Raw genomic sequence first — 21,192 nt, 5'->3', positions numbered from 1 at the left:
GCTCGGCACCGACTGGATCCCCTCCGGCTCGATGAACATGTTCCGCGAGCTCCGCTGCGCGGACGACTGGAACACGAAGTACTTCGACAAGCACTTCACCGACGCCGACCTCTGGCGCATGGTCACGATCAACGCCGCGATGGCGTCCGGCGCCGCCCACGCGATCGGCATGCTGAAGACAGGCTACCTCGCCGACATCGCGGTCTACGACGGCTCGACGAACAAGGACTTCCGCGCCGTCATCGACGGCGGCGTCGAGGACGTCGCCCTCGTCCTCCGCGGCGGCACCGCGCTCTACGGCGACACGCCGCTCATCACCGATCCCGCGGTCCTCCCCCCCGCGACGTCGCGTTGCGCGCCGTGGCCCGGCGACGTGTGCGGCAAGGAGAAGACGGCCTGCATCGACGTGCGCGCGTCGTCCAACCCGCCCACGCTCGCGACCGTCCTCGAGGCCGGCACGAAGTTCTACCCGACGTTCTTCTGCAAGAACGAGACGCCGACCGACGAGCCGTCGTGCCACCCCTCGCGCCCCGGCGTCGTCCGCGGCTCCACCGTCTACGACGGCAACCCCACCGAGTCGGACAAGGACGGCGACGGCATCCCCGACGATCGCGACAACTGCCCGCTCATCTTCAACCCCGTGCGACCGATGGACGGCGGCAACCAGGCCGACTCCGACAACGACGGCATCGGCGACGCGTGCGACGAGTGCCCGAACGACGGCTCGCAGGAGTGCGACCACCTGAGCGGCGCGGACATCGACGGCGACGGCGTCCCGAACGGCATCGACAACTGCCTGACGGTCGCGAACGCCGATCAGGCCGACGCGGACGACGACGGCATCGGCGACGCGTGCGACACCTGCGCAGAGAGCCGCTCGGGCGCCGATCCCTGCGACTACCCGATCTCCACCGTCCGGAACCCCGCCGCGGCGGGACACCCGGACGTCCCGAGCGTCGTCGCGGTCGAGGGCATCGTGAGCGCGAAGCTCGCGAGCACGCACCTCTACATCCAGGAGACGGTGGAGGGCGGGCCGTGGCAGGGGATCTACCTCCAGGCCGACGCGCTCGCGGGCAACGCGTCCACCGGTCCGCGGCTCGGGCAGAAGGTCCGCGCGGTGGGTCTGCACAAGAACCCGTTCGACCAGGACCAGATCACGCTCGCCACCATCACCGTGATCGACACCGCGGTCACGCCCGCGGTCCCGCTCTTGGTGAACGTCAACCAGATCAACACCGCCGCGCGCGCCGCCGCGGAGCCGTACGAGAGCCTGCTCGTGCGCGTCGACGGGAGCTTCGTCGTCACGGACCCCAACCTCAACGGGGTGAAGGACGCGGCCCATGACGCGCGCTGGGAGATGGAGGTGTCGCCCGGCGGGCTCCGCATCCACGACCAGCTCTTCCGCCGCTTCGGCAACTGCGGGACCACCGGCGGTCAGCTCTGTCCTTACCCCGCCCCCGGCTTCGAGAAGGACGCGACCTTCTCGAGCTTCACCGGCATCATGGGCTGGTCGTTCTCGCAGCGAAAGCTCTACCCGCGTAACGCGGCCGATCTCGTCAGGTGAGCCGATCTCGTCAGGTGACCTGGACGCGGCGGCGGCCGCGCCGGCCCGCCGCGCGGAGCAGCTCGTCGAGCGTCGTCGCGTGGAGGTCGGGCTCCGCGTCGGGGAGCTCTTGTTCGGTCTCGGGATCGACCGGCGCGGCGACCGGCATCCTCGCGCTCTGATCCCAGCGCTCCGCGAGCTCGATCGCGAGCCGCTTCAAGAGCGGCCGCACCGAGTCGCGCTGCATCGCCGACACCTGCACCGAGTCGGGGTGCTTCTTCTGCAAGATCTTCGCGTCGATCTTCGTGAGGAGCTCGATCTTGTTGAACACCATGACGCGCGGGATCTCCGCGAGCTCGAGCTCGGCGAGGACGTTCTCCGTCGTCGCGACGTGGTCTTCCTTCGCCGGATCGGCCGCGTCGACGACGTGGAGGATCAGGTCCGCGTCCGCCGCCTCCTCGAAGGTGGCGCGGAAGGCGGCGAAGAGGTCCTCCGGCAAATCGCGGATGAAGCCCACCGTGTCGGTGATGACGATCTCGCGATCGCCGTAGCCCGCCCAGCCCACCTTCAAGTGGCGCGAGCGCGTGTCGAGGGTCGCGAAGAGCTTGTCCTCCGCGAGCACCTCCGCGCCGGTGAGCGCGTTGAGGAGCGTGCTCTTGCCCGCGTTCGTGTAGCCGACGATCGCGACGGTCGGCACGCCGTCGCGCGTGCGCTTGTGACGGCGCTGCTCGCGGCGCTTCGAGAGCTTCCGGAGCTGCGCCTCGAGGTGCGCGACGCGCTCCTTCGCGCGGCGGCGACCGATCTCGAGCTTCGTCTCGCCGGGGCCGCGTCCGCCGATGCCGCCGGTGAGGCGCGAGAGCGCGTCGTCCTTCATCCCGAGGCGCGGCATGTTGTACTTCAGCTGCGCGAGCTCGACCTGCAGCTTGCCGTCGTAGCTCTCCGCGCGCTGCGCGAAGATGTCGAGGATCAGCTGCGTGCGATCGATGACCTTGAGGTCCGACTCCTTCGCGATCGCGGAGTTCTGCGCGGGGGTGAGATCGCGGTCGAAGACGAGCACGTCGGCGCCGCGCTGCATCGCGCGGACGATGACGTCCTCGAGCTTGCCCTTGCCGAGCACGAACTTGGGGTCGACGCGATCGCGCAGCTGCACGATCTCCTCCGCCACCGCGACGCCGGCCGTGCGCGCGAGCTCGCGGAGCTCGCTCATGCTCACCTCGGCGTGACGTAGAGCGCTCGGTCTTCCGAGCGCGTCCTGGCCTCGGTTCCGCTCGCTCTTCTCGCCGACGTGGACGAGCATCGCGACGCCGTCCTTGCCGCGCACCTCGCGCCCGCGGCTCTGGCGCGCGAACTCGGCCTCGAGGTCGGACATGAGCTCTCCGACGTCGACGAGGGCCTGTCCGATCGGGAGCGGCCCGACCTCGCGGTACGGCAGCGCGTCGGGATCGTCGGTCGGGACGTTGTATGCATACTGCATCGACCTCGCCTCCCCCCGCGGCGAGAGCTGGATCGCGCAGACGAGGTCGAGGCGGAGCCGCACGAGGTCGACGATGTCGTCGCGCGTCAGCGCCTCGCCACGGAGGTGGGTGTGGATCAGGCGCAGGCCGCGGAAGCGCCCCTCCGCCGCGCGGAGGCGCCCGATGTCGGGGAGCATCAGCTTCCCCGCGTCGCCGACGACGACGTAGTCGACCTGCCCGGAGCGATGCACGAGCGCGCCGACCTGGCGCCCGGTCTCGACGCTCGCGGCGACGAGCGACCGCGTCAGCTCCGTCGTCGAGATGTCGTTCACGGGGACCTTGCGCCGATAGATGCGCTCGAGCGTCTTCGTCGCGGACGGGGAGAGCCCCTTGGTGTTGCCGTAGAGCTCGATGTCAGGGCCTCGATACGCAGCTCGCCGTCTGGGCGGGGAGGCCCCAGCTCCAGAGCGTCGATGCGATGCGTGGATAGTACATGGTGAACGAGTAACACATCTCGTCGGCCGTCTTTTCGCCGAACTTCACCGGCGCGCCGGTCGTGTTCTTCCAGCTGCAGTCGGTGCGGATGACGTCTCCGCTCTGCGTCACCGCGTCGATCGGCAACCAGCGCTGCGCGTTGAAGTCGTAGCTGGTCATCGTGCCGAGGTCGATCGGCGCGCCGCCCTGCCGCGTGAGCGTCGTCGTCATCGCGTGCCCGATTTTGTGCATGTGGGGCATGGCGGCGAAGAGGTGGATTCCGGCGAAGAAGCTCGGGACGGTGATGCTGCACTCGCGCGTGAAGACGCCGCCGGGAGGTGGGGCGGCGGGGATGGTGAAGCTCTGCGACCCGAACGCGAGCACGTCGGCCTCGTGCTGCCGCGGCGGCGCGGTGCAGACCTCGATCTTCGTGCTGTCCTTCTCGCCCTTGAGGCGCTGCGGGTTCGAGTAGTGCATCTGCACGACGTAGTGCGTCCCGGCCGGCGCGATCGGGAAGCCCGCCTCCGGCGGCAGCTCGACGCCGGAGATGCCGGGCGCCCAGCCGAGGACCATGCGCCACGTCACCGCCGCGGAGGCGTCGCACGGCTGCGGGGTCGACGGATACGACGAGGGCGCTTCGTACATCACGACGTGATGCGTGATCGTCGTGTTGTCGATCCGCGGCGCGAAGCCGACGATGTGCGTCGGCGTGTCGGCGGTGACGTCGACGCCCCAGCACACGTACTGATCGCCCGCGCTCTCCGGCATCTCGTAGGGCGCCGCGGGCGCGAGCGTCTTGTTCGGGGTGCAGGAGAGGCCGGTCACCGGATCGGGCGGAGGAGGAGGCGGCGTGGTCGCGCAGCTCTCCGCGCTGCGCGGCGCGCCGGCGGCGGACCAGTCGGAGAGCGTCTTCTTCTCCGCCTCCGAGAGGCGCGCGTTCGGCGCCGGCGGCATCGGCGCGTCGTCGTTCGCGACCTTCGAGAGCACCATCTCGTGGACCTTCTTGCCGCCGCTCGGCGTCGGGGCCTGGAGGTCGTCCCAGCCGAGGAGCGGCATCGGCGCGCCGTATTGCGGCGGCCGCGCGTGGCACTTCCGGCAGTGGGTCGTGAGGATCGCGTCGACGTCGCAAGGGAGCCCGCTCGGTCCGTCGGGCGTGGTCTGGATCGGCCCGCCGTCGAGATCGATCACGCCGGCCTGCGACGGACCGGCCGGAGCCTCGGCGGAGGTCCCGCCGCACGCGGCCGCCACGATCACGGCCGCGGCGAACGCCGCAAATGCGCGAAGACTCACCCCCGGAGGATACCCGATTACTTGTTGACGCGCTCTTGGTACTGGCCGGAGGCGACGTCGATCTTGATCCACTCGCCTTCTTTGATGAAGAGCGGGACGTTGACGGTCGCGCCGGTCGCGAGCGTGGCGGGCTTGGTCGCGCCGCTCGCGGTGTCGCCCTTCACGCCCGGCTCGCTCGTGACGACCTGCATGATGACGTTCGGCGGCATGTCGATGCCGATCGGGTTGCCGTTGAAGAGCGTGACCTCGACGTCGAGGCCCTCCGAGAGGAAGCGCGCCTCGGGGCCGACCTTGTCCTTGCCGACGTAGATCTGGTCGCCCGTGTTCGTGTCCATGAAGACGTAGTTGTCGCCCTCTTCCCACGAATACGTCATCTTCCGGTCCTCGACGTCGGCGAGCTCGACCGACTCGCCGGACTTCCAGGTGCGCTCGACGACCTTGCCGTTCGTGAGGTTGCGCACGCTGCAGCGCGTGAACGACTGACCCTTGCCCGGCTTCACGAACTGGTGCTCGACGATGTGGTACGGCACGCCGTCGATCTGGATCTTGAGGCCTTTGCGGATGTCGGTCGTGCTTGCCATGTCGGTCCTCGGCGATTACCACGGGGTCCTTAACGAGGGAAGAGCGCCGCGATACTCTGCGGTTTGAATCCCTTCTGCCAGCGGCTCTGATGCGCTAAGAGCGGCCGCGATGGTGCACGAGGTCGACGAGGAGCTCCGCGAGATCAAGCGCGAGATCATCGAGTCGCGCGCGTCGGTCATCAAGACCAACAACCTCACGAACGCGCTCTCGGCCGACATCAAGTCGATCGCGAAGCGGCAGCAGACCTACGAGCGGCGCCTCTCCTGGAACAGCGCCACCGCGTACATCGTGTTCGTCGTCGTCGTCTTCGCGGCGCTGAAGCTCGCGTGGGACGCGCGCGTCGATCAGATCAAGGCGGAGACGGAGCAACGCGCGCAGGACAACGAGCGCCTCCGGAAGGAGAGCCGCGAAGCGCAGAAGCGCGACGAGGACCGCGCCCGCGCGGAGTCGCGCGCGGCGCAGTTCTACGAGCTGATCCGCACCGGCAAGCGCGCCGAGATCGTGGAGCAGTGGGAGCAGGTCAAGAAGGAGCCGCTCAGCAAGGCGGAGGCGGCGATGTTCGCCGACGCGGTGGAGCGCGCGCGGAACGAGCTCGCGGGCCAGCTCTACCAGCAGGGCATGGACAAAGTCCGCGTCCAGCGCTGGTCGGAGGCGGCGACCGCCTTCGAGGAGTCCCTCAAGTACAAGGACGACTCGTCGATCGGCCCGAGCGTGCGCCTCGGCCTCTCGGACTCGTACCGCCACCTGAACCGGCAGAAGGAGGCGATCCCGATCCTCGCCGGCCTCGCCGAGAACGCGGTCGACAAGGAGGTCCACGACGACGCGCTCTACCTCCTCGCGTGGTGCCAGATGGACACGCAAGCCTGGAACGACGCCAAGAACTCGTGGCGCTCCCTCATCCGCCGCTTCCCCGAGTCGAAGTTCACCGCCGAAGCGAAGCTGCAGCTCGCGCACCTGAACCTCACGCACTGACGCACGCGCCTCGAACGCACGCGCCTCGAACGCACGCGCCTCGAAGCGTCAGCCGACGCGGACGATCGCGGTCGCGATCGCGGTCGCGGTCGCGCAGCGCGGGCGCCGCTCTTCGGGCGCGGGGGCCCCGGCGGCGCACACGACCGCGCGCACGTGGACCTTCGCCTCGCCTTCGCCGAGCTTCCGCGCGACGAGGCCGAAGGCCCAGCGCTCGCTCGTCGCGTCGCGCGCGATGCTGTCGGCCGGGCCGACGCGGCCCTTCAACGCCTGCGCGAGCTCCGGGAGCTCGACGATGACGACGTCGGCCCACTGCAGCGTGCGGCCCTGCGCGACGCGGGCCTCCACCGTGCAGCGGACGCGGCCCGGCTCCACCGCGCGATCGCACTGGAGCGACGCGGAGATCGGCGGCGGCTCGTCGGCGCGCGCGGGGGCGCCGACCGCGCACGCCGCCACGATCAGCGCGAAGACGAGGGGCCGCATCCGACGCCGAGCATAGACGCGGGCGGGGCCGGTCTCCCAGGATCTTGGCCGCTCCGGCCGTGGTTCGTTACGCACGATCCATGCAGCTTCCCGGGAGGCTCAAGGCTACGACGCTCGGCGATCTGCTCGGCGCGCTCCACCGCGGGCGGGCGAGCGGCACCTTGGAGCTCGTGGAGACGGGCGGACGCGCGCACCGCGTGCACCTCGCGAAGGGGCTCGTCACCGCGGTCGAGGTGGACCGCGCGGCGGCGTCGCTCGGCGAGATCCTCCGCCACGAGGAGGACGTCGACGACGACGTGCTGCGCCGCTCGCTCCTCCGCGCGATGGCCTCGCAGCGGCTCCACGGCGAGGTGCTCGTCCGTGATTTCCAGATCGCGCCGCAGGTGGTGGAGCGCGCGCTGCGAAAGCAGATCCTCATGCGGCTCCAGATGCTCGAGGGGCTCGTCGACGCGCAGGTCTTCTACCGCGTCGCGGTGCGGCCGCCGCGCGGCGCGCTCGTGGACGAGCCGCTCGGCGCGGACGAGTTCCTCGCCGGGAGGAAGCGCGCGCGCGATCGCGCGGTCGAGCCCGCGAGCGGCGTGTACCGCACGGCGCGGCCCGCGAGCGGGATGCCCGGATCGGTGGACGTCCGTCGCGTGGTCGCGTACCGCACGCTCGGGCTCTCCTCCGCGGCGGGAGAGCCCGAGGTGAAGCAGGCGTACCGGCGGCTCGTCCGCGAGTACCATCCCGATCTCCACCCCGAGGCCTCGCACGAGGAGCGGCGCGCGCTGTCCGCTCGCTTCGCCGAGGTCACCGCCGCCTACCGGGCGCTCGTCGCATGAAGCACTCCCCTCTCCTCCTCGTCCTCTTCGTCTCGGCCGCCGGCTGCGACGATCCGAAGCCCACCGCCGTCGACGCGGGCAAGACCACGGTGCCGTCCGCGACCGTCACCGTCGCGGCGAAGGACGCCGCGCCGCCGCCGTTCACGATGCCGGAGCGGCCGATCCCGAAGCCGGAGACGATGGTCACCCAGAACGCGCCGGAAGAAGTGCAGATGAAGGCGATCGCGTACATGGTCGCGATGAAGGCGCCGCACCCCGGCGACGCGAACGCGGACGAGGCCTACGCGAACGAGCTCGTCGCGAAGCTCAAGCCGATCAGCCTCGCGATGGACAAGGGCGACAACAAGGCGAAGTGGAACCGCACCGAGGCGGTCGCGGGCGGACGCCAGATCGACCTGCTCATGTCGGACGGCTGCGACGCGAAGGCGCCGTTCAACGCGGTCGTCCAGCGCGCGAACGTGCCGCTCGCGACGCTCGCCTCGCACGGCGTGTTCGTGATCCGCTGCAACGACCAGAAGCGGCAGTGCCTGCAGAGCACACGCGATCCGGACGACGTGCTCTGCACGACCGCGCCGCGTCACCGCTGAAGCAAGACGACCTTGCCGCGGCGCACGCACGCGACGCGGGTAGCCGTGTCGTCGATCGTGCACGCGCGGAGCTCGCTCGGCTTGACGTCGGGCGAGCGGAGGTTCCTCCACTTTCCCTCCGCGAGGACGAGGAGCGCGTTCGGCACCGCGACCGCCATCTTCGCGCCCATCCGCGGCGAGCCGGGCGGCGGTCGCTCGTCGAGGAACGGAGCGAGGGGCGACGCCGTCATCTCGTTCGCGCCTTCGCTCTTGAAGATGAAGGGGCGCCCCGCGACGATGGCCTCGAGCCCGCGCGGCCCCCACGCGATCGGCTGAACGAGCAGCGGCTCGCCGTGCCCGGAGCACGCGCGGCCGAGCCGCGGCACGAGGGGGAGCGGCGCCGTGATCGTCGTGTTCGTCTCCGCGACGGTGAAGCTCGCGCGCGCCGCGCCGTCGTCGCACACCTGAAAGGCGGCGCTCCACCTCCGCGTCGCGTCCGGCGACACGACCTCCGCCGGCCAGGCCGCGGCGCCGTCCGCGTGCTCGTCGCCGTTCTCCGGGTCGACGCTCGTCACGGTCTTGCCTGCGCGGACGAGGAGCTGGTTGGTCGCGTCGAACGTGAGCGGTCCCCACTGTGGCTCGGCGTCCGAGGGCGAGTCGACGAGCGTGGCGAGGACCCGCACCGCCTTCGCGCTCTCCACCGGCGCGGCGGTCGCGAGGTGCTTCTCGAGCTCGGAGCTCCGCGCCGCGGTCTTCGTCGCGGGCGCGGCCTGCGCGATCTCCGCCGCCGCGAACGCGCCGAAGACGTCGCCCGACTGCGCGTAGGCGCGGACCGCGGCGATGCCCGCGTCCTCGAGCACCTTGCTCGTTCCGCACGTCGGGGCCGGGCCACCGTGGACGTGCGTGATGCGCGGCGCGCCCCCTTCGTCGCAGAGCGCGCGGTACGCGGCCCGCAGCCGATCGACCATCGCGGGGACCTCGTCCGGCTTCGCCTTCGCGATGCGGGCGGCGGCGGTCTTGAGGGAGGCCTCTGGCTCCTCGGGGTCGCGGCTCGGACCGGCCGGTCGATCGAAGAACGCGAGGCGCGCGTCGACGCCGTCGACGGTGAAGCGGAGGACGGTGTCGTCGACGCCGTCGCCGTCGCGATCGGCGCTCTCGACCGCGAGCCCGAGGCTCGGCGCGTCGCGCGGATCGGTGAGGATGGCGTCGAACGCGACCGCCGGCGCGGGCGGCGCGAGGCGCACGACCGAGATCGCGCGCGTGCCGATCGCCTTCGGGCAGTCGCTGCCGATCTCGGCGAAGACGGAGCGCGGTCCGACCTTCTCGAGGCGCGCGGTCGCGACGCAGGCGGGCCACTGCCCGAGCGCGGGGCCGACCGCGATCGCGGCGGGCGGCACGTTCGGCTCGCCGCCGCGGACGTAGACGAGGCGACCGGTCGACGCGCCCGGCTTTCGCTCCGCGAGCGGCGGGCGCAAGATCGCGAGCGCGTCCGTCTTCCCGTCGCCGTCGAAATCACGCGCGAGGAGGAGCGCGATCTCCTGACCGCCGCCGTCGATGACGAGGCCGTCGCCGCGCCAGCTCGTCACGCCGGGCGCGAGCGCGACGGCCGCCTCGGCGCCGCCGCCGGGGCCGGGGCCGGGGGCGGCGGGGCCGCTCGGCCGCGCCTCGCCGGCGTCGTCGGCGGTCGCGGCCGCGCCGTCGGGGCCTGCCGGAACGTAGGGGTGATCGTTCTTGCAGCCACGGCAACCGCCGAGCAGAACCGCAAGGGCTGCAAGGAGGAGGAGTCCGCGCATCGTGTCCCGCCGCTTATCATGGGAACGCTCGAATGCGCAGATTGCTTCTCTTCTTGCTCCTCCTCGTCGCACCGCCGCTGACCGACTCGGCGCGCGCGGACGCGGAGCGGGGCGAGGAGGCGGGGCGCGCCGAGCCGGCGCCTGCGGATGCGTTCAAGGACGCGGAGCAGGGCGAGGCGGTGCTCGCGTACGCGCACGCGCTCGCGCGCTACGAGGAGGCGATCCGCGCGGCGCCGGCGAGCAACGTCGCTGCACGGGCGGAGGCGCGGGTCGCGTACCTGCGCGCGCGGAGCGAGGGCGACTTCGTCCCGCTCGCGACGCTCGAGGACGCGCGGCGCCAGGCGAGCCCCGACCTGCACGCGCTGCTCGTCGAGGCCGAGTCGTTCCCGGAGGGCCTAGTGCGCGTCGAGGCGTGGGTGTTCGTCGCGGACGCCCACGCGCGGAGCGGCCGCGTCGAGGACGCGATCCCGCTCTGGCGCCGCGCGGCGCGCGATCCGCACGCCGACGCGCCGCTCGCACGGCGGGCGCTCCGCTCGGCGGTCGACGCGCACCTCACCCGCGGCGAGGTCGAGCAGGCCGAGGTCGATCTGACGTGGTACTTCGACCCGGACATCGCGAAGGACGTGCGCCGCCTCGCGCGCCGGCGAACAATGCACAATGCATCCATTTTCCTCGTCGCCGCGGCGCTCGCGGGGACGGCGGTGGCGGTGGCGCGCTCGCGGCGGCGGGCGCTCGTGCTCGCGCGGGTGCGTGGGGCGGCGAGGCTGGTCGTCGCGTACGCGGTGTACGTGGCGGCCGGCGGCGCGCTGCTCGCGGCGGGCTACGCGGACGGGACGGCGGGACCGTTCTTGTGGCTCGGCGCGGTGCTGGTCCCCCTCCTCTTCGCGGCGCGCGCGTGGTCGGCCGCCGGCGGCGCCCCACGTCCGCTCCGCGCGGCAGCGTGCGCGGCGAGCGTGCTCGGCGCAGCGTTCCTGGTGCTGGAGCACACGGGGCACCTCGACGGACTCGGGCTCTGATCTGAGGCGCACGCGAGCGCGAGCCTCTTCGGGGCTCGAGCGCGTCGGCCGCTTCGACGCGTCGGCCATCACGCGCGCGTGAGCGGGCGCGACGGCCGCTTCGACGTCTCGGCTATCACGCGCGTGAATGCGCGCTCTTCAGGGCTCGAGCGCGACAGCCACTTCGTTGGCCTCGGGGCTATGATGCGTGTGTGAGCGCGGAGCTGAAGCCGGAGCACGTCCGCGCGGTGCGGCTCGGGCATGGCGCGAACTGCTCGAGCATCGGGAGCGTGGTCGATACGCTCTTCGTCACGGCGGCGGTGGGCGGCGCGGTCTTCGCCGCCGTCTGCGCGGCGCTCGAGGAGGAGGCGCCCGCGCGCGCAGCGTCGGAGCCCGCGGATGCTGCGGCGCACTCGGATGCTGCAGTGCACTCGGATGTTGCAGCGCACTCGGATGCTGCAGTGCAATCGGATGTTGCAGTGCACGCGGATGTTGCGGCGCAGCATGCGGCAGCGACGGCGGAGGGGGACGAGTGATCGTTCGCTACGAGGTGTGGGGGGCGTGGGTGAAGATCGATGCTGCGCTCGTCGCGCTCGAGCGTGACGGGGTGCGCGCGCTCGGGCTCGCCGGGAGCGCGCTGTGGGACGAGCCCGCGCCGAGGCCGAGCGCGCCGCTCGAGGTGCATGTCGCGGTGACGTCGCGCTGCGCGGCGGGGTGTGAGGGCTGCTACCTCGACGCGAGGCCGGACGGCATAGAGCCGCCACGCGACGAGATCGTCGCGCGGCTGCGGGCGCTCGCGGCGGCGGGGGTGTTCACGGTGGCGTTCGGCGGCGGAGAGCCGACGCTGCGCGACGACCTCGGCGCGCTCGCGGACGAGGCGCGCGCGCTCGGGCTCACGCCGGTCGTGACGACGAGCGGGCTCGGCCTCGGTGAGCGGAAGCTCGCGCAGCTCCGCCGCTTCGCGCAGGTGAACGTGAGCTACGACGGCGCAGGCGTCGACTATGCCGCGGTGCGCGGGTTCGATGCGTCGCGCGCGGCGGAGGACGCCATCGCGCGACTCGCGGCGGCGGGCGTCGCCGTCGGCGTGAACGTCGTGCTGACGCGCGCCACGTTCGACCACGTCGCGGCGACGCTCGAACGCGCGCGCGCGCTCGGCGCGACGGAGGCGCAGCTCCTTCGCTACAAGCCGGCGGGCCGCGCGACGGGGCTCGACTACCTCACCCGGCGCCTCTCCCCCGCGCAGGTCCGCGCCTTCCCTGCCCGCCTGCGCGAGCTAAGCGCGTCGCTCGCGGGCGCGATGCGTCTTCGCATCGACTGCGCGCTGGTCCCGTTCCTCTCCGCCGACGCGGACCTCGCCGCGCGCCCGGAGGAGCTCGCGCGCTGGGGCGTCCTCGGCTGCGAAGCCGGCGCCGCGCTCGCGGCGACGCGCGTCGACGGCGCGCTCGCCCCCTGCAGCTTCGCGGAGCCAACGCGCCTCGACGCGACGGACATCGTCGGCCCCCGCTGGGCCGACGACCCGGTCCTCGCGACCTTCCGCGACTACCCTCGCGCCGCGCCCGAACCATGTGCATCCTGCACGCTTCGTGAGGTCTGCCGCGGCGGCTGCAAGGTCGTGACACGCCACCTCACAACCGCGATGGGCCCAGACCCCGAGTGCCCACGCGTTACCGCGCGCCACGAAGCACCCGCGACGCCCCAGACCCCCGCGACGCCCGAGACCCCTGCGACGCCCGAGACGCCCCAGCCCTCTGCGACGCCCCAGACCCCTGCGACGCTCGCGAGCGCGTCGCGGGACGAGAGCGTGACCGACCGTACATGACGACGAACGCAGGCAGCGAGAGCACGACCGTCGCCACGCCGGCGGCAGCGACGGCTCGCAAGGAGAGCGCTCGCGGCGGAGATGACGGGGACGGTGACGAGAGCACGACCGTCGCCACGCCGGCGGCAGCGGCGGCACGCAAGGAGAGCGCTCGCGGCGGAGATTACGGGGGCGGTGACGAGAGCGCTCGCGGAGAGAGCGGCGGGGGTGACGCGGCGGATGGGGCGCGGCTTGGAGTGGCCGTCGCCGCTGGGGCGGTGGGGGCGGCGGGGGTGTACGCGCTCCTTCGGATCGGTCAGGCGGTGCTGGTTCGGGATGCCGATCCGGCGCTCGTGATCTACAGCGAGCACGCTGGGTACTTCTGGCGGGCCTGGACAGCGGGGTATGCCGGAGGCGCGATCGCGTTCGTCGCGTGGCTGTGTGCGCGGCGTGATCCGCGCGCGCTTGCGCGCGGGCTTGCGGTCGCCGTGCCCGTCGCGGCGGTGCTCGCGGCAGCGCAGGGACTGCTCGTGCCGTGACGCAGTGACCAGCACCGCCCTCGCGCCGCGTGCTTCGTGTCCACGTGCGCGGCGCCGCTGGCACCGAACTGCGAACCACAAAAACTGGCATCTGGCCTGGCCCGATCTGGCCCGGGCCAGGGGCGAGCGGAGGCAAAGGCGCGGAATCGCTGGGCGCGGGTGCGGGCATGTGGCGTGCTCGGTCGCTTGCGATGGCTACGACGCAAGCGATGGGAGGTACACTCGATGGCGATGGCACAAAGCAGCTCTCCGAGCTCCATGGAGCCGGGCACGGACGGTCCGTGGCCCGCGCCGGACACTAGCCACCTCATCACCGAGGACGGCAAGCCGGTGGACAGCGTGTTCGCAGAGAAGCAGATGCGTCTGCTCACGGAGTCGCTCTACAGCGGCTGGAAGCCGGGGCGGCGGTTCTTCGCCGCCGCCAACGTCGGCGTCTTCGCGATCGCGCAGAATCCGGCGATCGTGCCCGACGCGTTCCTGAGCCTCGACGTCGAGCCGAAGCCGGTGACCGGCCCCGAACGGCGGCAGTCGTACTTCGTGTGGGAGTACGGCAAGCCGCCGGACGTCGTGATCGAGATCGTGTCCAACACCGACGGCGGCGAGCTCAGCGACAAGCTGCGCGACTACGAACGAATGCGGGTGACGCACTACGTGGTGTTCGACCCGCTCGGCAAGACCGGAGCCGGCGAGGTGATGTCGTTCACGCTCATGGGCGGCGTCTACGTCCACCAGCCGCAGCCGCGCTTCGCGTCGATCGGGCTGAGCCTCGTCGTTTGGGACGGCGTGTTCGAGGACCTCCGCGAGCGCTGGCTGCGCTGGGCAGACCTCGACGGAGTCTTGATTCCCACCGGCAACGAGCGCGCGGCGACCGCGGAGGCGCGCGCGTCGACCGAGGAGGCAAGGGCCACGACCGCCGAGGCGCGAGCCACGACCGCCGAGGCGCGGGCGGCGATGCTCGAGGCTCGGCTGCGGGAGCTCGGCGTCGAGCCCGGTGACTGACGGTGTCCTCCGTCGTGGGAGCCATGACGGGATGACGGGGGGTGGGGTGGTGGACGCGGTGGGGGTGGGGCGGCGGGGGTGTTGGCGCGAGACGGCGTAGGTGGAGAGGCCCACCCGCGCCCCACGCGATCACGTGGAAGCGAAGCGATGACGTAGTGCGGGCCCTGAGAAAAAAAGCCTTCGATGACGTGCGTCAGAGGGAGACGCCGACGAACACCGGCTCGTTTTCGAGGGTCACGCCGAAGCGTTGCTGGACGCCGTCGCGGATCTTGCGGGCGAGCGCGACGAGCTCGGTCGTCGTCGCGCCGCCGCGGTTCGTGAGGGCGAGGGCGTGTTTGCTCGAGACCGCGACGCGGCCGGCGGCGTAGCCCTTGGGGAAGCCGGCGTGCTCGATGAGCCAGCCTGCGCTGACCTTCGCGCGGCCGTCGGACTCGGCGAATACGGGAAATTCGACATTGACGCGGGTGCGGAGGCGGGCGAGCTCGTCGGGGGTGAGGATCGGGTTCGTGAAGAAGGAGCCGGCGCTCGTGGTGTCGGGATCGGAGGGGTCGAGGACCATGCCCTTCTTGCGGCGGAGGGCGGTGACGGTGCGGCAGACCTCGTCGAGCGGGGCGCGGTCGCCTTCCTGGACGCCGAGGGCGCGCGCGAGCTCCGTGTATTTGATCGGCGTGCTCTCGCGGCTCTGGCGGAGGGCGAAGGTGACGTCGAGGATGACGTGGCGGTCCTTTCCGCGGAAGACGCTGCTGCGGTAGGCGAAGCCGCAGGCGGCGCGATCGAAGGTGACGATCTCGCCGCGCGCGCGGTCGAGGGCGCGGAGCGAGACGATCGTGTCGCCGACGTCCTGGCCGTACGCGCCGACGTTCTGCATCGGGGTCGCGCCGGCGAGGCCCGGGATGCCAGCGAGACACTCCACGCCGGCGAGACCGTCGTCGACGAGGGAGCCGACGAGATCGTCCCATGGCTCGCCGGCCTGGACCGTGACGAGGACGCGATCGGCGTCGCCGGGGTCGGGCGCGACGGTGCGGCCGCGGGTGCCGATGCGCACGACCGTGCCGTCCCAGCCGTTGTCGGAGACGACGAGGTTCGAGCCGCCGCCGATGACGAGGAGCGCGTCCTTGCGGCGGTCGACCTCGCGCACGATGTCGACGAGCTCGGCCTCGCGCTCCGCCGTGACGAGGCGCTTCGCCGGACCGCCGAGGCGGAGGGTCGTGAGCGGCGCGAGGGGTGCGTGATCGGAGACGCGCACTGGATCCATATAAAGGCGAATCGAGCCTCGGCCGCCAACTTCTGCTACGTGGCGCAAGGTGCCGCTGACTCCCCTCCCCATCGACGAGGTGCTGCCCGAGGTCGTGCGCACCCTCGCGCCGGAGGGCGGGAGCCTCGTCCTCGAGGCGCCGCCGGGCGCGGGGAAGACGACGCGCGCGCCGCGGGCGCTGCTCGACGCCGGTATCGACGGGGACATCGTCGTCCTCGAGCCGCGACGGCTGGCCGCGCGGCTCGCGGCGCGGCGCGTCGCGGAGGAGCTCGGGGAGAAGGTCGGGCAGACGGTCGGGTACACCGTCCGCTTCGAGGACGTCTCGAGCAAGAAGACGCGCGTGCGGTTCGTGACCGAGGGCGTGCTCACGCGGAGGCTCGTCGCGGATCCGGCGCTCCGCGGCGTCGCGGCGGTGCTCCTCGACGAGGTGCACGAGCGGCACCTCCAGGGCGACGTCGCCCTCGCGCTGTTGCGGCGGCTCCAGCGGACGACGCGGCCCGACCTCCGCCTCGCCGCGATGTCGGCGACGCTCGACGCCGCGCCGATCGCGTCGTTCCTCGGGTGCCCCGTCGTGCGGTCGGCGGGGAAGCGGTTCGACGTCGCGATCGAGCACGAAGCGACGGCGGACGACCGGCGGCTCGAGCTCAAGGTCGCGTCCGCCGTGCGTGGGCTCGTGCAGCGAGGGCTCGACGGGCACGTGCTCGTGTTCCTCCCCGGCGCGGCCGACATCCGGCGCGCGCTCGAGAGCTGCGCGAAGCTCGCGAGCGAGAACGACCTCCTGCTCCTCCCGCTCCACGGCGATCTGCCGGCGGCGGAGCAGGACCGCGCGGTCGGCCGCTCCGAAAGGCGTAAATTGATTCTATCGACGAATGTCGCAGAATCGAGTGTTACGATAGACGGCATCGTCGCGGTCGTCGACAGCGGGCTCGTCCGCGTCGCGCGGCACGCGCCGTGGTCGGGGCTGCCGGTGACGGCGATCGAGAAGACGTCGCGCGCGTCGGCGGCGCAGCGCGCGGGCCGCGCCGGACGCACGCGGCCGGGGCGCGCGATCCGGCTCTACACGAAGGTCGATCACGACGCGCGGCCGGAGCACGACACGCCGGAGATCCTCCGCGTCGATCTCGCGCAGACGCTGCTCGAGCTGCGCGCGGCGGGGACGCCGACACTACAGTGGCTCGATGCGCCGAAGGCCGACGCGGTCGCGGCGGCGGAGGCGCTCCTCGCGCGGCTCGACGCCGTCGACGCAAGCGGCGCGATCACGGAGACGGGGCGGCGGATGCTCGGGTTTCCGCTCCATCCGCGGCAGGCGCGGCTGCTCGTGGAGGCGGCGCGGCGTGGGGTCGGCGAGGAGGGCTGCGTGCTCGCGGCGCTCGTGGGCGAGCGGGACATCCGGAGCTCCGCGAAGACGCGGTTCGAGGGCGGCGGTGGTGGTGGCGGCGGACCGCGCGCGCGGGACGTCGGGACCGAGCGGAGCGATCTCCTCGCGCTCCTCGATCTGTTTCATGAAGCGGAGGGCTCGGGCTTCGCCGCCCACACGCTCCGCGCGATGGACCTCGACGTCGGCGCCGCCCACTCCGCGCGGCGCGCGACGCAGCAGCTCCGGCGCGCGCTGGGGCGCGACGGCGGCACGGCGCGTCCGGAGGGACCGAAGGCGATCGACGACGCGCTGCTCATGTCCGTGCTCGCGGGGTTCCCCGACCGCGTGGCGCGGCGGCGCAAGCCGGGCTCGCGGGACCTCGCGCTCGCGCAGGGCGGCGCCGCGGAGCTCGCGGAGACGAGCGCGGTGCGCGACGCGCCGTGGATGGTCGCGGTCGACGCGGAGCTCGTGCGCGGGCGGACGGTGGTGCGCGTCGCGAGCGAGATCGAGCCGGAGTGGCTCATCGATCTGTTCGCCGATCGCATCCGCGACACGGCGGACCTCGCGTTCGACGAGGCGAAGGGCGTCGTCACCGGCGGCTCGAAGATGACCTACGACGCGCTCGCGATCGCGGAGAGCGGCGGGCTCGATCCGAAGGATCCCGCCGTCGCGGAGCTGCTCTTCGAGCGGGCGCGGGCGCGTGGGGCGCGGGCGTTCGCGCCGGCGGGCGAGCTCGATCGCTGGCTCGCGCGCGCGCGGTTCGCGGCGTCGCAGGATCCGGACGTCGCGGCGCCGAGCGACGCCGACGTCCTCGCGACGCTGCGGGAGCTGTGCGCCGGGAAGAAGAGCTTCCGCGAGCTCGAGGAGGCGGGGCTGCTCGAGACGCTCAAGGCGAAGACGGGCGCGTACGGACGCATCGAGGCGCTCGCGCCGGAGCGCATCACGCTCGCGAGCACGCGCACGGCGAAGATCCACTACGACGGGGGCAAGCCGCCGTGGGTCGAGTCGTACCTGCAGGACTTCATCGGCACGAAGAACGTGCCGTCCGCGGGTCGCGTGCCGATCGTGCTGCACCTGCTCGCACCGAACAAACGCGCGGTGCAGGTGACGACCGATCTGCCCGGCTTCTGGGAGCGCCACTACCCCGCGATCCGCAAGGAGCTGATGCGCAAGTACCCGCGGCACGCGTGGCCGGAGGACACGAGCACGCCGGTGCCGCCGCGTTTGCCGCGGCGACGCTGAGGGCGGGATCGCGCTCAGCCGGTCTTTCGGTATTTCAGCCCGTCTTGAGGATGCGCGTGACGCCGCGGGCGGCCTCGGGCATGCGCGCGACGCGGGCGCCGAGGGCGGCGAGGTACATCTTCTTTTCGCCGAGGGCGAGCGGGCACGACAGGACGTCGGTGCCCTCGGTGAGCTGCTCGCAGTGGGCGTCGAACGCGCCCGACGCGGCGGGGGCGGCGACGTTGCCGAGGACCATGAGCTCGTGCTCGGAGCCGGTCCCGGCGAGGACGAGCCCGCGGCCGTCCACGATCGCGATCGACGAGATGTCGCTTCGTTCTTTGACGGCCTCGAGGAGGAGCTCGAGGGCCTCGTGCGTGCGCGTGCTTCGGCGGCGTCGGCGTTCCTTCATGCTCGACGCGTAACGCGCGCGCACGAGCGCGGCCAAGAAAGCTACGGCGGCGTCGTCGTCGGGGGCGAGAACGTGGGCGCGGGCTTCTTGCCGAAGCCTTCGATGCCGATGCCGCCGGGGCGCACGAACGCGAGGACCGCGACGCCGACGCCGACGACGAAGAGCAGCATCGCGAAGAAGACGAGCATCTTCTTCGCGCGTGAGGGTCCGCGCGCGTGCACGACCATCGTCGGGCTGCGGGGGCGGCGCGGCGGGGCGATCGGGCGCCCGGGCATGTGCATCGTCTGCTGCACGGCGTCGTTCGCGGGGTGGCGCGGGCCGTCGAAGCCGGGGTGCGAGGCGCTCGGCGCGCGGACCGCCACCGGCATGGGCCCGGGCGAGACGGCGCCGACACCGGAGAGGATGGGGCTGCCCATCGGGATGGTCATCTGCGCGGCCGCCGCCGCGGCGGGCATGTTGGGCTGGCTCGTCGGCGGCACGTCGTCGGCGATGACGATGGACGGCGCGTTCATGTCGACGGCGGGCGCGCGCGTCGGTGGGATGGTGTGCGGCCGCGCGGACGAGTACTGCGCGTTGTTCTTGCCGCCCGACGTCGCTTCGGCGAGCGCGGGGGTCGAGGAGGTCGGCGGCGGAGGGATGTCGCCGAGCGCGGCGTGGAGCGCGTCGAAGTCGACGACGTCGGCCTTCTCTTCCTCGTCGCTCATCGGCGCCCAGAAGTATCCAATGTTTCGCGGCGCCGGAAAAGCGAAGCGTGCGAAGCGCTATTTGGCCGGAACCTCGGTCGTGACCGCGTCGTGCGGACCGCTCCACGGCCGCCGCACGAACAGGAGCGCGCCGGTGATCATGACGAGCGCGAGCGCGGCCGCGATCCCGACGACGACGATGGAGGCGCGGTCGCGACGTGGCCGCGTGTGGACGGTGGAGATGAAGGCTTGTGGTTTCGGCGGCGGCGGCTCGGCCGAGACGCTCGGGCTCAGCGGCGTCGTGGGCCCGTCGACGACGGTGTCGTTCGAGGGCGCACGCGGGGCTTCGACGCTCGGCGGCGGCACGCGCGTGGGCGCATCGCGATCGACGACGCGCGCGCCGGCGGGCGCGCCCGGATGCATCGCCGCGCCGCCGGGTGGGGGTGCGCCGCCGCGCGGGAGCGCGCCATGTGAGGCGGCCGCGCCGAGCGGGAGCGCACCATGCGGAGGCGGCGCGCCCGGATGCATGGCCGCGCCGCCGGGTGCGAGCGCACCATGCGGGGCGGGCGGGGCGGGCGGGGCCGCGCCCGAATGCATGGCCACGCCGCCAGGTGCGAGCGCACCATGCGGGGCGGGCGCGCCCGAATGCATGGCCGCGCCGCCGGGTGCGAGCGCACCATGCGGGGCGGGCGCGCCCGAATGCATGGCCGCGCCGCCGGGTGCGAGCGCGCCCGGATGCATGGCCGCGCCCTGTAGCGGCGTGACGGCGGCGTGCGGTGGAGGCGCCGGCGGACCGAGCACGGCGGTGACCATGCGGCCTGGGGCGGCGAGCGGCGGTGGGCCCATCGGCGGGGTCGGCGGCGGCGCGACGAGCGTGGCGGAGACGGCGGGGTCCGTTTGCGTGACCGCGGGGGCGGGCGCGGGCGCCGGCGCGACCACACCTTCAGGGACGGTCGGAGGCAGACCGGCGCTCGTCTCGGTGACGTCGTCCTTGAGGTCGATCGGATGCTGGACGGACAGGAGCTCGACGTCAGTGCCATGCCTCGGCGCGGCCTCGAGGCGCTCCAGCGCGACGCGCAGCGCTGCCGCGAAGGCGGCGCACGACGGGGGCCGCGCCTCGGGCTGCTTCGCGAGCGCCTGGTTCACGAGCGCGTCGACGTCGGGTGGGGTCGTCGCGACGTGGAGCGAGAGCGGAGACGGCGTCTCGTTGGCGTGCGCGAACCCGATCTTGAGGTGGTCCGGCGCGTCGTCGAAAGGCCCGCGCAACCGGATCATCTCGTAGAGCACCAGCGCGAGCGAGTAGAGATCGCTCGCCGGCCCGATCTCGCGCAGCCCCGTGATCTGCTCCGGCGACGAGTACTTCATCGTGCCGACGAACTTGCCGCGCGTGAGCGTGGCCTCGCGGTTGAGCATCCGGACGATCCCGAAGTCGACGAGCTTGATCTCGGTCCCCTTCGGGCCGCGGTGGAGGAAGATGTTCTCCGGTTTCACGTCGCGGTGAACGAGCTGCTTCTCGTGCGCGTGCTGCAACGCGCTCGCGACGTCGATCGCAATGCGGAGGGCTTGGCCGAGCCCGATGCCGCCCTCTTTCTTCCGCACGTCGAGGACGGCACGGAGGTTGTGCCCGACGAGCCGCTCCATCACGTAAAACGGCATCCTCTGCGCGTCGCTCGTGACCCCGGCGGTGATGACTTGAACGATGTTGGGATGCTGGAGCTTCCCAAGCGCCCGCGCCTCCTCACGCATACGGATCGCAAGATCGGCGCGCTCCACGAGCTCAGGGTGCAACGTCTTCAGGACATAGTGCCGCCCGACGGTCGTGTCCTCGACCTCATAGAGCGATCCCATGCCTCCCGTCGCGACATGACGGACGACACGATAGACCGTGCCTGGGAACATGTAGCCCGGTTGAAGCCGCCCCGACATAGTGCCGATCTTCGACTGTCAGCGCATTCGCGTCC

General features: G+C 72.3%; 19 protein-coding genes. 10 read left to right on the top strand and 9 right to left on the bottom strand.

All coding sequences use genetic code 11. From position 1 onward, the window contains the following. Positions 1 to 139: 139 nt before the first annotated feature. Positions 140 to 1,564: a thrombospondin type 3 repeat-containing protein gene (locus KF837_12625; protein MBX3228158.1), complete on the top strand. Its 1,425-nt coding sequence runs from the start codon at positions 140 to 142 to the stop codon at positions 1,562 to 1,564. 10 nt (positions 1,565 to 1,574) lie between these two features. Here the strand turns inward: KF837_12625 and hflX are convergent, their stop codons facing one another. Genes hflX through efp form a run of 3 tightly spaced genes read right to left on the bottom strand, consistent with a single transcriptional unit; the run spans position 1,575 to position 5,342 of the window. After that, complete coding sequence (gene hflX, locus KF837_12620; GenBank protein MBX3228157.1) at positions 1,575 to 3,410, bottom strand: GTPase HflX; 1,836 nt, start codon at positions 3,408 to 3,410, stop codon at positions 1,575 to 1,577. Position 3,411: 1 nt separating this feature from the next. Further along, positions 3,412 to 4,761, bottom strand: a complete 1,350-nt coding sequence (locus KF837_12615; protein ID MBX3228156.1) for a peptidylglycine alpha-amidating monooxygenase — start codon at positions 4,759 to 4,761, stop codon at positions 3,412 to 3,414. Between the two features lie 17 nt (positions 4,762 to 4,778). Then, entirely contained in the window at positions 4,779 to 5,342 is a 564-nt protein-coding gene (gene efp / locus KF837_12610) for an elongation factor P (protein ID MBX3228155.1), read from the bottom strand. 112 nt (positions 5,343 to 5,454) lie between these two features. On the opposite strand from efp, the gene KF837_12605 reads away from it, so the two are divergent. Further along, a complete protein-coding gene (locus KF837_12605; protein ID MBX3228154.1) occupies positions 5,455 to 6,315 on the top strand; it encodes a tetratricopeptide repeat protein in 861 nt (286 codons plus the stop codon). A gap of 48 nt (positions 6,316 to 6,363) precedes the next feature. Here the strand turns inward: KF837_12605 and KF837_12600 are convergent, their stop codons facing one another. Beyond that, entirely contained in the window at positions 6,364 to 6,795 is a 432-nt protein-coding gene (locus KF837_12600) for a hypothetical protein (protein ID MBX3228153.1), read from the bottom strand. A gap of 80 nt (positions 6,796 to 6,875) precedes the next feature. Here KF837_12600 and KF837_12595 point away from each other — a divergent pair, with 80 nt between their 5' ends. Together KF837_12595 and KF837_12590 are read left to right on the top strand one after the other, a co-directional pair. Then, positions 6,876 to 7,616: a DnaJ domain-containing protein gene (locus KF837_12595; GenBank protein MBX3228152.1), complete on the top strand. Its 741-nt coding sequence runs from the start codon at positions 6,876 to 6,878 to the stop codon at positions 7,614 to 7,616. Beyond that, on the top strand, positions 7,613 to 8,203 hold the full coding sequence (locus KF837_12590) for a hypothetical protein (protein ID MBX3228151.1): 591 nt from the start codon (positions 7,613 to 7,615) through the stop codon (positions 8,201 to 8,203). Before KF837_12595 ends, KF837_12590 begins: the two co-directional genes overlap by 4 nt. Here KF837_12590 and KF837_12585 read toward each other — a convergent pair. Then, positions 8,194 to 9,975 carry a hypothetical protein gene (locus tag KF837_12585; GenBank protein MBX3228150.1) on the bottom strand — a complete coding sequence of 594 codons (1,782 nt, stop codon included), beginning with the start codon at positions 9,973 to 9,975 and terminating at the stop codon, positions 8,194 to 8,196. The two genes, KF837_12590 and KF837_12585, sit on opposite strands and share 10 nt — an antisense overlap. 32 nt (positions 9,976 to 10,007) lie before the next feature. Here KF837_12585 and KF837_12580 point away from each other — a divergent pair, with 32 nt between their 5' ends. The 5 genes from KF837_12580 to KF837_12560 all read left to right on the top strand — a co-directional run bounded on the left by KF837_12580 (position 10,008) and on the right by KF837_12560 (position 14,306). Next, complete coding sequence (locus KF837_12580; protein MBX3228149.1) at positions 10,008 to 10,991, top strand: hypothetical protein; 984 nt, start codon at positions 10,008 to 10,010, stop codon at positions 10,989 to 10,991. Positions 10,992 to 11,182: 191 nt separating this feature from the next. Then, positions 11,183 to 11,506, top strand: a complete 324-nt coding sequence (locus KF837_12575) for a hypothetical protein (protein ID MBX3228148.1) — start codon at positions 11,183 to 11,185, stop codon at positions 11,504 to 11,506. Then, the gene (locus KF837_12570; protein MBX3228147.1) at positions 11,503 to 12,789 is read left to right on the top strand and encodes a radical SAM protein; all 1,287 of its coding nucleotides are present in this window, start codon (positions 11,503 to 11,505) and stop codon (positions 12,787 to 12,789) included. The genes KF837_12575 and KF837_12570 overlap by 4 nt, the downstream gene beginning before the upstream one ends. Continuing rightward, a complete protein-coding gene (locus KF837_12565; protein MBX3228146.1) occupies positions 12,786 to 13,307 on the top strand; it encodes a hypothetical protein in 522 nt (173 codons plus the stop codon). The genes KF837_12570 and KF837_12565 overlap by 4 nt, the downstream gene beginning before the upstream one ends. Before the next feature lie 258 nt (positions 13,308 to 13,565). After that, a complete protein-coding gene (locus KF837_12560; protein ID MBX3228145.1) occupies positions 13,566 to 14,306 on the top strand; it encodes a Uma2 family endonuclease in 741 nt (246 codons plus the stop codon). A 193-nt stretch (positions 14,307 to 14,499) separates the two neighbouring features. On the opposite strand, the gene KF837_12555 is transcribed toward KF837_12560, so the two are convergent. Then, complete coding sequence (locus tag KF837_12555; protein MBX3228144.1) at positions 14,500 to 15,561, bottom strand: UDP-N-acetylmuramate dehydrogenase; 1,062 nt, start codon at positions 15,559 to 15,561, stop codon at positions 14,500 to 14,502. A 55-nt stretch (positions 15,562 to 15,616) separates the two neighbouring features. Between KF837_12555 and KF837_12550 the strand changes: the two genes are divergently transcribed. After that, positions 15,617 to 18,160 (top strand): ATP-dependent helicase HrpB, encoded by a 2,544-nt coding sequence (locus KF837_12550; protein ID MBX3228143.1) that lies wholly within the window; start codon positions 15,617 to 15,619, stop codon positions 18,158 to 18,160. 34 nt (positions 18,161 to 18,194) lie between these two features. Here KF837_12550 and KF837_12545 read toward each other — a convergent pair whose 3' ends face one another. The 3 genes from KF837_12545 to KF837_12535 are packed head-to-tail and all read right to left on the bottom strand — an operon-like array spanning position 18,195 to position 21,157. After that, complete coding sequence (locus KF837_12545; protein ID MBX3228142.1) at positions 18,195 to 18,548, bottom strand: hypothetical protein; 354 nt, start codon at positions 18,546 to 18,548, stop codon at positions 18,195 to 18,197. A 41-nt stretch (positions 18,549 to 18,589) separates the two neighbouring features. Then, the gene (locus tag KF837_12540) at positions 18,590 to 19,252 is read right to left on the bottom strand and encodes a hypothetical protein (GenBank protein ID MBX3228141.1); all 663 of its coding nucleotides are present in this window, start codon (positions 19,250 to 19,252) and stop codon (positions 18,590 to 18,592) included. A 57-nt stretch (positions 19,253 to 19,309) separates the two neighbouring features. Beyond that, complete coding sequence (locus tag KF837_12535; GenBank protein ID MBX3228140.1) at positions 19,310 to 21,157, bottom strand: protein kinase; 1,848 nt, start codon at positions 21,155 to 21,157, stop codon at positions 19,310 to 19,312. Positions 21,158 to 21,192 lie beyond the last annotated feature (35 nt).

Source organism: Labilithrix sp. (genome assembly GCA_019637155.1).
GTDB lineage: Bacteria > Myxococcota_A > Polyangia > Polyangiales > Polyangiaceae > Labilithrix.
The sequence above is the reverse complement of the archived record's forward strand: the minus strand, read 5'-3'. Positions and strand labels throughout refer to the sequence as shown.